Below are 12,124 nucleotides of genomic sequence, written 5' to 3' on the forward strand. Positions count from 1 at the left end.
CCTCAGGAATTGGAGTGGGTACTTGACCCCGACCGGCCGTCGGGCGTCCCCCGAGACCGACGGCGGGTGAGCTTGCGGTAGTACCGATAGAGCGGGAACAGCCGGTCGCCGAGGCTGTCGGTCAGCCCCGTGGTGCCCGCATAGACGATGACCGGCACGCCGGCCTCGGCGGCGAGGTCGATGACCCGGTCGGGCGTGCTGCCGAACACCCAGCGCTGGAGCCGACGGGTGCGGGTCGCGCCGATGATGAGTACCCCGCCGTTGTCCGTGGCCGTCGAAACCAGCCCCACGGCGACGTTCGGGGCCGAGACGTTGTGGACCTGTACGACATCGGTGTCCGATAGCGGCCCGAGCGTGTCGTCGAGGCTTTCGGGCGTGCCGCCCTCCTCGCCCGGTTCGACGCTGATGACATGTAGCTCCGAGCCGGCCTCGCCCATGCGCTGGACGAGCGGGAGCAATGCCTGATGATGGGGACCACCGCCCGCGCCGACGTTCACCCGCGAGACGTCCACCGACTCCTCGAACCCGTTCGCGAACAGCACGTCACAGGGAGCCTCGTACTCGACCCGCTCGGTGACCTCCTCGTGGTCTTCGGGATAGCCCATGAGAACGAGGTCGGCTTCGACTTCGCGGGCGGTCTGGAGGATGTCGAAGGCGATGTCCCGACAAATGTGGCCCTCGACGGTGTAGTCGGCGTCGATGTCGGCCGCGGCGAGGGTGTCGGTGAGGCGCTCGGCGCGCTTTTCGGCGTCGTCGGTCACGATCTCCTTCGGCGTCTGTTCGGGGATGCGGGTGATGTTGATGACGTGGACGAACGGCTCGCCCTCGACGAACCGTCCGAGCGTCGCCGCGAGTCGGACGTGTGTCGGCGCACGGTCGGGTCTGGCAACCGGAACGAGGATGTGGAAGCGCTCGTCGGACTCGCCTCCCTCACTGTGGCCGCCGTTCGCGCTCGTTACCGTGGTTGGCTCGGTAACGCGCTCGAAGAGGTCCTCGACGTCGGGTGCGCCGCCCCAGACGAGATACGCGAGAACGAGTATCACCGACACGATGAGACCGACGGCGATGCCCACAGGTGGAAGGTTGTAGATGAGTGCGACGTTGGCGACGATGCCGAGTATCGGCACCACAGGGACGCCGGGCACGCGAAAGCCCCGCTCGATGTCGGGATAGCGCCGGCGCGAGTAGATGAGAGCACCGTTGACGACCGCGAGCGGCAGCAGGAGGTTCAAAACGGCAAAGCCGTTGAGCGCGCTCAGCCCAAGCGAGAACTCCTCGATGGACAGGGTGAGACCGGCGAGGCTCGCCTCGAATCCCACCGAAATCGGCCCGGCGAGACCGTGCTCGCCGAGCAGCGTGATGAAGGCCACGATGAGCGTGACGATGAGACCCGTGGCCGTCGCGGTGCTCAGATACGGCGTTCCGTGTGTCGGGTGGAGCCGGGAGAGACGCCGGGGCGCGTGGCCCTGTCGGCCCATCAGCGAGCCGATGCCCGAGGCCGCGAGGATGGAGGCGTTCGAGGCCGACACCATCGAGAAGATGGCTCCCGCGACGATGAGATAGGTGCCCACCGGAACGCCGGCGACCGCGACCGGGATGAACGCCTGTGCGACCGCCCCCATCGCGGTCTCGCCCAGTTGGAGTATCTGGTCGGGTGAACGCGCGAGCCGCCCCGTGACGTTTGTGATGTTCACCATCGCGATGATGACGAACGTATAGAGGACTGTGACGGTAATGATGGAGGCGGCAATCGCCCGCGGGACGGTCTTTCTCGGCTCGATGATTTCGCCAGCGGAGGCCGCAATCGCCGAGAACCCGAAGAAGGTGATGAACGCGAGCGCCGCCACCGAACCCGTTTCGACCGGAGCGAACTGGAAACTTCCGGTGAACTCGCCGATGGCCGGTCCGACGCCGACGCTGGCGAACATGCCGCCGACGAACAGAATCAGGACGACCACCTTCGCGCTCGTCACGAGCACCTGAAAGGTTCCGGATTCCTCGGTGCCGCGTGCGTTCAGCGTGCCGAGCGCGAGCGCGACGAGCACGCCGAACGTCCCGCGCGGAAGCGCGTGAAACGCCTCGGGAATCAGGAATCTGAAGAACCACTCGTCCATCACCGCGAGATAATAGGCCGTCGTGCCGCAGTACCCCAAAAACAGCGACACACCGACGGCGTAGGTCAGCCGGTCGCGGTCTTCGAGGCTTCGTGAGGTGAACAGATAGCCGCCGCCGTTCTCGGAGTAAATCGAGGCGAACTCCGAGTAGGTCGCGGCGGTGATGCCCGCGACGATTGCCGCGAGGATGAACGCTATCACCGCAGTCGAGCCGATCCGATAGACCGCGATGCCAGAAAGGGAGAAGATACCCGCCGCGATCATCGTCCCGAGACCGATGGCGAAGGCGACCTTGAAGTCCAGCGTCCGGGTGTGTTCTACCATTCACCGGCCGTGTGAACTCGATTGATAAAAGAAATCGCCTTGCATGATGGCGTGCTCGAAGCGTCCAGCGAGCCGGCGTCCGGATGTGAACGCTTTTCACTCCGACAGGCAAGGTTACGCCCAATGAGTGAGGATACTGGTGGTGTCGAGACCGAACTCGACCGTGACATCGGCTTCGTGGGTGCGGTCGCCCTCGGCGTCGGCACGATGATCGCGGCCGGCATCTTCGTGCTCTCGGGGCTTGCGGTGAGCAACGTCGGTGTGCTCGCCATCGGCTCGTTCTTGGTCGCCGCGTTCGTCGCCTCGTTCACTGCCTTTGCGTACGCGGAGTTCGCGGCTCTCTATCCCGAAAGCGGCGGCGGGTACGCCTACGTCGCCAACACCTTCGACCGCGACTGGACGTATATCGTGGGGTGGTCGATGATTCTCGGCTATCCCGCCAGCGCCGCCTTCTATCTGGCGAGTTTCGCCGACTGGTTCTACCGGTTTATCTACCCACTCCTGTCGGTTCCCGAAGCAGTCCCGTACTGGGTGTCCGCGGTCGCGGTGCTCGCGCTGCTCGTCGGCATCAATCTCAAGGGCACCGAGGAGACGGGCCTGTTCCAGATAGTTATCACAGGATTGAAAGTCGCGCTCATCGCCCTCTTTCTCTACGGCGGTCTCCAAGCGTTCAACACGGACGTGATTGCGACCTCGATTGCCCAGAACACCCAGGGATTCGCCGATTTCCGTGACATCGCGGTCACGAGTTCGCTCGTGTTCATCACGTTCTTCGGGTTCGAGGCAATCGCCACGAACGCAGAGGAAATCGAGGAGCCGGGCACGACCATCCCGCGCGCGATTTTCTTCAGCATGGGCTTCGTCACGGTGGTCTACGCGCTCGTGGTGTTGGTCATCGTCTTCGCGGTGAACAATCAGGGATTCCTCCAGTTCCTCACGACGAACGCCGCCCTCGGTGGGGTCGCCCCACAGCAGTTCATCGCCAACAACGGCGAGGTGGCGATGGCGTACGTTGCTCAGTACTACCTCGGCCCGGTCGGGTTTTACATCATCATCGTCGGCGCGCTGCTTTCGATGCTGTCGGCGGCGAACGCCACGATTCTCGCGGGGTCGCGGGTCAAACTGGCGATGAGTCGCCGGAACCATCTCCCCGACCGATTCGAGGACCTCCACCCCTCGCTCAACACGCCCTACCAGTCGGTGCTCCTGACTGGTGGATTGATTTTGCTTTTCATCTTCACCTTCACGGTGCTATTCGGCGGCGGACCGGAGAGCGCGGCGGTTCTCCAGCTGCCGTTCGCGCTGCCGCTTCTCGGAGCGGAACTCCACCTCGGCATCGAGGCCATCACCCACTTCGCGGACTTCATGTTGCTCACCGGACTCATCGTGGTCAACCTCGCGGTCGTGCGCTCGCGTCAGAAGTTCCCCGACCTCGATAGGTCCTTCGAGGTGCCGGCCGTGCCGTGGGTGCCCGCAATCGCGGTGGTTGCCAATCTCGTTCTGCTCGTGAACGTCGAACCGTCGAGCATCGTGTTCGGTCTGCTCGCCGAAGCCATCGGCGTGATTTTCTGGTTCGCGTGGAGGGGACGCTCGCCCTCGACCGAGGAAATCGAACGGCAGACGCCGACGGCCGTCGCCGAACGCAACCCGTCGGGCCACGAGCGTGATTATCGTCTCGTCGTCCCGATTGCCAACCCCGACCACGTCGCGCAGTTGATGCGGACGGCGGTCGACATCGCACGCGACAACGACGGCGAGATACTCGTCCTGTCGGTGGTCTCGCTGCCCGAGCAGACGCCGCTCTCGCGGGGACGCCAGTACGTCGACGAGAAACGCGAGGTACTCGACCGCGCGATGGCGCTCGCCGACGGAAGCGGCGCTGCTCTCGACACGGACGACGCGGCCGAATCGGCCGACGCGGCCGACGTGCCGGTCAGCGGGACGGTCCGCATCGCCCACCACGTCGACGACGCCGTCCTCCACACCGTCGAGCAGTACGACGCCGACGCCGTGCTGATGGGGTGGGGCGGCTGGCGGGCGCACCGCCGGGAGGTGGTGCTCGGGAGTACCGTCGATACGGTGGTCACCGAAGCCGACTGTGACGTGCTGGTCGAGCGCATCGACACCGATGCCGCACGAACGGTCGAATCCATCCTGTTGCCGACCGCCGGCGGGCCACACGCCGACTTCGCCGGCGAAGTCGCTCGCTCCATCGCCCGCGCGACCGGTGCGCACGTCGAACTGCTCCGGGTGGTCGGGCCCGAGGACGACCGTGCCGACGCCGAGGCGGTGCTCGAAGACACGCTCTCCGAGTTCGCAGCAATCGACGCCGAGGCGACGGTGGTCGAAAACGACGACGTGGTGGACGCCATCACCGAGCGGTCGGCCAACCACGACCTCACGGTCATTGGCGCGACCCGCGAGGGGCTGTTCCAGCGGCTCGTCTTCGGCGCGATTCCCGAACGCGTCGGCGAGCAAGCCGAAAGTACGGTCATCCTCGCCAAACGCAACCTCGCCATCACGTCGCGGCTGCGGCGGCTGTTCGACCGATAGCCAAACCGCACAGCACCACCCCGAATCAGTCGTCGTCGGCGGCGACGCGTCGGTCAGTGCGTGGTCCCTCCAGTTCGATGCCGGGCAGCAGGTCGCGGAGGTATCGACCCGTGTGTGACTCCTCGATTCGAGTTATCGCTTCGGGCGTGTCGGCCGCGACGATCTCGCCACCGTGCTCGCCACCTTCGGGACCGAGGTCGATGACGTGGTCGGCGTTTTTCACCAAATCGAGTTCGTGCTCGACCACGACCACCGAGTTGCCGTTGTCGACGAGGCGCTGGAGCACCGCAATGAGCTTGCGCTCGTCCGCCGAGTGCAGTCCCGTGGTGGGTTCGTCGAGCAGGTACAGGGTATCGCCGGTCTGTTTCTTGCCCAGCTCCTCGGCGAGTTTCACACGTTGAGCCTCGCCACCCGAGAGGGTGGTCGATGGCTGGCCCAGCCGCATGTAGTCGAGTCCCACGTCCCTGAGGAGCTGGAGGCGGCGCTTGAGTCGGGTGTCGGCCTCGAAGAACTCGTAAGCCTCCTCGATACTCATGTCGAGCACGTCGGCGATGGTCTCGCCCTTGTAGGTGACGTCGAGAGTCTCGTCGTTGTAGCGCGCCCCGCCACACTCCTCGCAGGGCACATGCACATCGGAGAGGAAGTTCATCTCGATTTTCACCGTTCCCTGCCCGCCACAGGCCTCACAGCGCCCGCCCTTGACGTTGAAGGAGAAGCGACCCTTCTCGTAGCCGCGCTGTTTGGCGAGTTTGGTCTCCGCGAACAGTTCGCGGACGTAATCGAACACGCCGGTGTAGGTCGCGGGGTTCGAGCGCGGCGTCCGGCCGATGGGCGACTGGTCGATGAGTCGCACGGTCTCGACCCCTTCATACTCGATGTCGTCGTGCTCGCCGGGGTCCACAGTCCGATTGTCGTTCATCTCGCGCACCAGTCCCTTGTAGAGCACGTCGTGCATCAGGGTGGACTTTCCCGACCCCGAAACGCCCGTGATGGCCGTGAAACAGCCAAGCGGAATCGACACGTCGAGGTCCGCGAGGTTGTGCTGGCGCGCGCCGCGAATCGTGAGTTCACCCTCGGCCGCCCGGCGTTTCTCGGGCACGGGGATTTCCTTCCGGCCGCTGAGATACGCGCCGGTGAGCGACTCGTCGGTGCGCTCGATTTCGTCAACTGTGCCCTGTGCGACCACCTCGCCGCCGCGCTTGCCGGGTCCCGGTCCCATGTCGATGACCTCGTCGGCGCGGCGCATCGTCGCCTCGTCGTGTTCGACCACTAAGAGAGTATTGCCGAGGTCGCGCAGCTCTTCGAGGGTGTTCAGGAGTCTGTCGTTGTCGCGCTGATGGAGGCCAATCGAGGGTTCGTCGAGCACGTAGAGCACCCCCACCAGCCCGGAACCGATCTGCGTGGCGAGGCGAATCCGCTGGCTCTCACCCCCCGAAAGCGTCGCGGCCTGTCGATTGAGCGTGAGATACTCCAATCCGACCTCGCACATGAACCCGAGCCGGGCGCGGATTTCCTTCAGGATCTCCGCGGCGATCTTTCGATTCCGCTCGCTCATCCCTGCTTCCATCCCCTCGAAGTGCTCGCGCGCGTCGCCGATGGACATGCGATTCACGTCGGTGATGGCCGTTCCGTCCACGAGCACGGCGCGGCTCTCGGGTTTCAATCGGGTGCCGTCACAGGCCGGGCAGGTGGTGACGGCCATGAACGTCTCGATGTGCTCGCGCGTGCTCTGACTCTCGGTCTCGACGTGGCGGCGTTCGAGATTGGGAATGACGCCCTCGAAGCGCTTCTTTTTCCGTCGGGTGCCGTTTTTCGTCCGGCGCTCGAAGACTACCTGCTCGTTCGTTCCATACAGAAACGCCGCCTGCACGCTCTCGTCGAGTTCTTCGAAGGGTGTATCGAGCGAGACGTCGAAGTGGTTGGCCATGGCATCGAGCCGGGTCCGATAGTACGACCGCCCGTAGCTCCACGGCTCGAACACCTCGCGCAGCGGCTTTCCGGGGTCTTGCACCACGAGGTCCTCGTCGACCTCCTTCGTCTCGCCGATGCCCTCACACTCCGGGCAGGCTCCGTGTGGGCTGTTGAACGAAAAGGACCGGGTCTCGATTTCGCTGATGTCGATGCCGCAGTGGGTGCACGCGAGTGCCTCCGAGAACTCGATGACCGCACGGTCGGTGTCCTCACCGGCTAAATCGCCCGTCGTCCGTGCGGTTGCGCCGCCGATATCGGTCGCTGGTGGGTCCGGGAGAATTACCTTCAACACGCCGTCTGCCTCCTCCAGTGCGGTCTCGACGCTGTCGGTGATGCGCGAGCGGGCATCGTCCGCTATCTTCACGCGGTCGACCACCACGTCGACGGTGTGGTCGTAATTCTCGTCGAGTTCGGGGCGGTCGGTCGCGAGGTCGTAGGTCCCGCCGTCGACCTCCACCCGCGAGTACCCCTCGCTCACGAGGTCGTCGAACAGTTCCTCGAAGGCTCCCTTCTGGTCGCGAACGACGGGTGCGGCGATCTTCGCCTTCGTCCCCTCGGGCAGTTCCAGGATCCGGCGCACCATCTGCTGGGCGGACTGCTCGCCGACCTCCCGCCCGCATTCGGGACAGTGGGGCGTGCCGACGCGCGCATAGAGCAGCCGGAGGTAATCGTGGAGTTCCGTGACCGTTCCCACGGTAGAGCGGGGGTTGTTGGCGGCGTTTTTCTGGTCGATGGAGATGGCGGGTGAGAGTCCTTCGACGGTCTCGACCTGCGGTTTGTCCATCTGGCCGAGGAAATTCCTGGCATACGCCGAGAGGCTCTCGATATACCGACGCTGACCCTCGGCATAGACGGTTTCGAAGGCCAGCGAGGACTTCCCCGAGCCGGACAGTCCAGTGACGACCGTAAACTCCTCGCGGGGGATGGTGACGTCGAGGTCCTTCAGGTTGTGTTCTTCGGCTCCACGGACCTCGATCTCGTCCTTACTCATTACATCTTATTGGGGAGCGCGGACGGTGAAACCCTGTCGGTTCCCCACTTTTTCTCGTTCGGTGGTCTCGTGGTCGGCCCATCAGCGGCCTTCAGAGCTTCGGCTCACTCCCTCTCCGAGGACGTGAGGCTGCCACGCCGTCGCCCGGCTCCACGGTCACCACACCGCCGGCCAGCACCGTCTCGCCAGCACGGACGGTTTCACCCATCTCGACGGCGAGGTCCGCGCGGTCGAGTTCGGGCGGCAAGAGCACGTCCACGCGGCTCCCGAAACTGATGTGACCGATGCGTTCGCCGCGCTCGACCCGCTCGCCCGGCTCGACAGCCGGATGGATGCGCCGGGCGAACGCACCCGCTATCTGGACGAGCGAGAACGCGCCACAGTCGATTTCGACCTTCTCGTTTCTGTCCGAGTCCTTCGAGAACGCCGGCCGGTTCGCCCCCGGCGAGTGCGTCACCGTTTCAACTGTGCCGGCCATCGGCGCGCGATTGACGTGAACGTCCGTGACGCCCATGTAGATGCCGACGCGCAGGCGCTCGCCCTCGCGGCGCAGGACCGACACGCGACCGTCGGCCGGTGCGAGGACACCCTCCCGAGGGATCTCGCGCTCGGGGTCCCGATGGAAGACGAGCGCGAGTAGCCCCGCCACGAACGCCACGACACCCGCTACCGGCGACAGCAGCGCCGCCACCGGTACGAAGGCGAACACGGGGATGGCGTATCGCCACGCATGGGACGCAACTCGCACGCTCGCCGTTATTCCCATCCGATAGGTGTGTCTTCCGATATGCATCGACCACCGTGCTTATTGAATCGGCTCCAGTAGGCACCCCGAATGGAGCGCCAGCACGCTCGCTACCCGTTCCTCGACGACGCGCGCCGTGCCGTCGGCGAGGCGAACTTCGACCTGCAATCGCTTGCCGACGACGAGCGGGTGCGCGAGCGCGCGACCGAACGGGTCGAACGCGCCCTCGACGACGGTACCGTCGGCAACCCCAGCCGAGACGCGCGCGTCGAACTCCTCTCCTATCCGCTCGCGCGCGTGCTCGTCTCGCTCGCCGACGAGCACGTCCTCACACGAAAGTACGCCCGTGCCGAGGCCGCGACGGCCCACGAGCGCCTCACCGACGCCGAAAGTCGTCGAGAGCTGAAGAGCGCCCGCACCGAGCGACTGACGAGCGAGGACCTCCTCGCGGAGTTCGACCTCGCCGGGAGCGTCCACGCCGATGGCGATGGCTATCGCGTCGCCGTCGGCACCTACCTCCCGCTCGCGGCGGACATGTGGGGCGACGAATGGCGACTGGTCAACCGCGCGCTCGCCAACGGCGAGGTATCGATTTCGAACACCGACCTTGACGACCTCCTCCGGAAGGCAATCGAACGACGCGTCGCGGAGGGCCTGCCGCTCGACGTTCCCGACACGATTGCCGGTGCGCTCGTAGGGACTGTCGAGGAAATCCGAGAGACGCTCGCCGACCTCGACCTCACGCGGGACATCGACACCGTCGTTCCCGAACGATTTCCTCCCTGCATGAAGGCGCTGCTCGATTCGGTCCAGAAGGGCGAGCATCTGCCCCATCACTCCCGCTTTGCCATCACATCCTTTCTCGCCTCCATCGGGATGAGCACCGACGAGATCATCGACCTCTACATGGTGAATCCCGGCTTCGGCGAGGAGATGACCCGCTACCAGACCGACCACATCCGCGGCGAGACCAGTCCGACCGAATACTCGCCGCCGTCGTGTGCGACGATGCAGTCCTACGGTGACTGTGTGAACATGGACGACCGCTGTGAGACGATTTCACACCCGATGGCGTACTACGAGAAAGCCATCGACGACGCCGACGAGGACCTCACCGACTGGCGCGACGAGGAGGGCGACGCCGAGAGTGAAAAAGCATGATTCGCTGCTGAAAACAAATCAGCCATGTCCTCCATTTCTCGAACCGAACGGAGAGGGTTCTTGATGGTTCCAGTTGTTGCGATTATCGTCTCTACGGCGGCTTTGCTTTCGGGCTGGTATCGAGGAAGCCCGCTCTGGTTGTACGTCCTTTCGACAGCCCTTGGTTGGGCGTGGTTGGTTGTTCTGTTCGTTGCTTATCGGAAGCTACGAGGGCAGGCAATATAGATTCCAAACGAAATGGCCAGAGTTACTGCCCGGCGAGCCAGTAGCCCGCCGCGCCCATCACCACGATGAAGAAGACGATGGAGCCGATGAGCGCGAGCGGTCCCGCGCCGGTGAGGTTCGGATAGAGGAGACCGACGGCCACGATAGCGACGAGAAAGAGTGCGACGGCCGCCATAGAAACTGCGGCCTCGACGAACGTCTCCCGTTCCATACCCGAACCTTCGCCGGCCGCGAGAAAAGCGCTTCGAAGCCCGGCGATGGGTTTAGGTCGCTTCGACCCCTCTTTCCACTGAAGACGAAGCCCGTTGCAGAGCAACGAGAAACGTCCGAACATCCATGACGCACACCAGAAACACACCCGCGTCACAGGCGGAATCGCTCGTCCCCGATTTGGATGCGATGACCCCACGGGCCGCCCGCGCGTGGCGCGAACGCATGGCCGTCAGCGTGATTGGTAGCGGTCGCTACACCGTCGCAAGCGAGAGCGGCGGGAGCTACACGGTTGACCTCCCGGGAAAGCGCTGTACCTGTCCCGACCACACGATGCGCGGCGAGCGCTGCAAGCACCTTCGCCGGGTTGCCATCGAAATCACCGAAGGACGACTCCCACGGCCGGGCTTTCGCGCCGCCGACTGTTGTGTCTGCGGCCGCGAGGCGTTCGTGCCCGAAACCACCCGGCTACCGCTCTGTGAACACTGTTCGTTCGCCCCCGACGAGCGCGTCCGCGACCGCGAGACCGGCGACCTGCTGGTCGTCGTTCGCAGTGTGGACCGTCGCGCCGACGAGGTCGACATCGAGGCGCTGGAGACGACCGTGGCATCCCATCCGACCAACCGTGCGTACGACCCCGGCGAGCCGGTGGTCGAGGCCGTCTATCCCGGCGGCGACCATCCCTACTCGTTCCCGCGCTCGCGGCTCGCCCGCCGACCGCGAACTGCCCCGACCGCCGACTCCGCCCCCGGTGCGACCGGTTGAGCGCAAGCCGTTTGCCGACGGGGGGCCGAGTTCTCCCATGACCGACTCGTGGGAGAGCCTGTTCGAGCGCGCCGCGAAGTACGACGCAACCCTCGCTGACGTTCGGGACGCGCTCGCGGAGCGCCGCGATGGATGACCCCGACCCCGCGCGCATTGTTGCGGACGCCGACGTGCTCGCCGCCGACCTACTGTGTGGCGGTCACGCACGCGAGGCGCTCGACGTCGTGCGCGCACACTCGTGGGTCGAACTGGTTGCGAGCGACCCGTTGCTCGCCGACGCCTATGCCATTGTCGCACGCCTCGCCGACCCCGACCTCGCAGAGGCGTGGCACGACCGCGCCGACGACCTTCGAGTGCGTGTCGAACACCCGCCGGGCGACCACCCGGCGCTCGCATCGGCGGCAGCGGGCGACGCTGCTCACGTGCTCTCGTTCGACGAGTCACTTCGGACTGCGGAGACCGGCCTCCGCATCCGCGAGCACGTCGCCACGAGCGTCAAACACCCCGCAGGGTTCTGCAAACTGTTCGACCCCGAAACACTTCATCCGACGGTCGTCGGCGGCACGTATCCCGGTCCGGACCGCGACCCGCGCGCGTGAGCTACAGCTCCTTTTCCATCTCGACGACCGCCAGCCCGCCCGGACTTTCGTCCTCCCCGACCCGCTCGTAGCCCGCCCGCTCGTAGAATCCGACGGCGTTCAACGACGACTGGAGGGCGAGTTCGGTGCGTCCGCGACCGCGGGCATACCCTTCGAGTTCGGCGAGCAGCGCGCTGCCGACGCCGTGGCGCGCGTGGTCGGGATGGACGTAGACGGCGTGGACTTCGCCGGCATCGAGAACGAGGTGGCCGAAACCCGCAACCGCGCCATCGCGGACGGCGACGGTGAAGTGCTCGCCCGCGGCATCGACCGTGTAGTCCGTCGGCGAGCGCTCGTCGGCTCCGGCCCATTCTTCGACTTGCTCGGCGTCGTAGCCGTCGGGACCGAACGCCTCGACGGTAGCTGTGTGCAGGTCCGCCGGCGCGGCGCGGTCCTCGTGGGTTGCGGGACGAACGTGCATACCGCC

General features: G+C 65.4%; 9 protein-coding genes. 4 read left to right on the top strand and 5 right to left on the bottom strand.

What is annotated here, in order from left to right; all coding sequences use genetic code 11:
* Positions 1-2: 2 nt before the first annotated feature.
* A complete protein-coding gene (locus ACQUQO_RS05565) occupies positions 3-2,438 on the bottom strand; it encodes an amino acid permease (protein ID WP_435076973.1) in 2,436 nt (811 codons plus the stop codon).
* Positions 2,439-2,561: 123 nt separating this feature from the next.
* Between ACQUQO_RS05565 and ACQUQO_RS05570 the strand changes: the two genes are divergently transcribed.
* On the top strand, positions 2,562-4,991 hold the full coding sequence (locus tag ACQUQO_RS05570; protein ID WP_435076974.1) for an amino acid permease: 2,430 nt from the start codon (positions 2,562-2,564) through the stop codon (positions 4,989-4,991).
* 25 nt (positions 4,992-5,016) lie between these two features.
* Here the strand turns inward: ACQUQO_RS05570 and uvrA are convergent, their stop codons facing one another.
* Together uvrA and ACQUQO_RS05580 are read right to left on the bottom strand one after the other, a co-directional pair.
* Entirely contained in the window at positions 5,017-7,953 is a 2,937-nt protein-coding gene (uvrA, locus tag ACQUQO_RS05575; protein ID WP_435076975.1) for an excinuclease ABC subunit UvrA, read from the bottom strand.
* A 91-nt stretch (positions 7,954-8,044) separates the two neighbouring features.
* Complete coding sequence (locus tag ACQUQO_RS05580) at positions 8,045-8,746, bottom strand: protein sorting system archaetidylserine decarboxylase (RefSeq protein ID WP_435076976.1); 702 nt, start codon at positions 8,744-8,746, stop codon at positions 8,045-8,047.
* Positions 8,747-8,788: 42 nt separating this feature from the next.
* Here ACQUQO_RS05580 and priL point away from each other — a divergent pair, with 42 nt between their 5' ends.
* Positions 8,789-9,859 carry a DNA primase regulatory subunit PriL gene (gene priL / locus ACQUQO_RS05585; protein WP_435076977.1) on the top strand — a complete coding sequence of 357 codons (1,071 nt, stop codon included), beginning with the start codon at positions 8,789-8,791 and terminating at the stop codon, positions 9,857-9,859.
* Between the two features lie 247 nt (positions 9,860-10,106).
* Here the strand turns inward: priL and ACQUQO_RS05590 are convergent, their stop codons facing one another.
* A complete protein-coding gene (locus tag ACQUQO_RS05590) occupies positions 10,107-10,295 on the bottom strand; it encodes a DUF7472 family protein (RefSeq protein WP_435076978.1) in 189 nt (62 codons plus the stop codon).
* 125 nt (positions 10,296-10,420) lie between these two features.
* Here ACQUQO_RS05590 and ACQUQO_RS05595 point away from each other — a divergent pair, with 125 nt between their 5' ends.
* Both ACQUQO_RS05595 and ACQUQO_RS05600 read left to right on the top strand, forming a co-directional pair.
* Positions 10,421-11,059 carry an SWIM zinc finger family protein gene (locus ACQUQO_RS05595; protein WP_435076979.1) on the top strand — a complete coding sequence of 213 codons (639 nt, stop codon included), beginning with the start codon at positions 10,421-10,423 and terminating at the stop codon, positions 11,057-11,059.
* Positions 11,060-11,187: 128 nt separating this feature from the next.
* Positions 11,188-11,658 carry a DUF7384 family protein gene (locus ACQUQO_RS05600; protein ID WP_435076980.1) on the top strand — a complete coding sequence of 157 codons (471 nt, stop codon included), beginning with the start codon at positions 11,188-11,190 and terminating at the stop codon, positions 11,656-11,658.
* Position 11,659: 1 nt separating this feature from the next.
* Here ACQUQO_RS05600 and ACQUQO_RS05605 read toward each other — a convergent pair whose 3' ends face one another.
* Entirely contained in the window at positions 11,660-12,118 is a 459-nt protein-coding gene (locus ACQUQO_RS05605) for a GNAT family N-acetyltransferase (RefSeq protein WP_435076981.1), read from the bottom strand.
* Positions 12,119-12,124 lie beyond the last annotated feature (6 nt).

The organism is Halococcus sp. AFM35, from assembly GCF_051195015.1.
In the GTDB taxonomy this organism is placed as follows: domain Archaea; phylum Halobacteriota; class Halobacteria; order Halobacteriales; family Halococcaceae; genus Halococcus.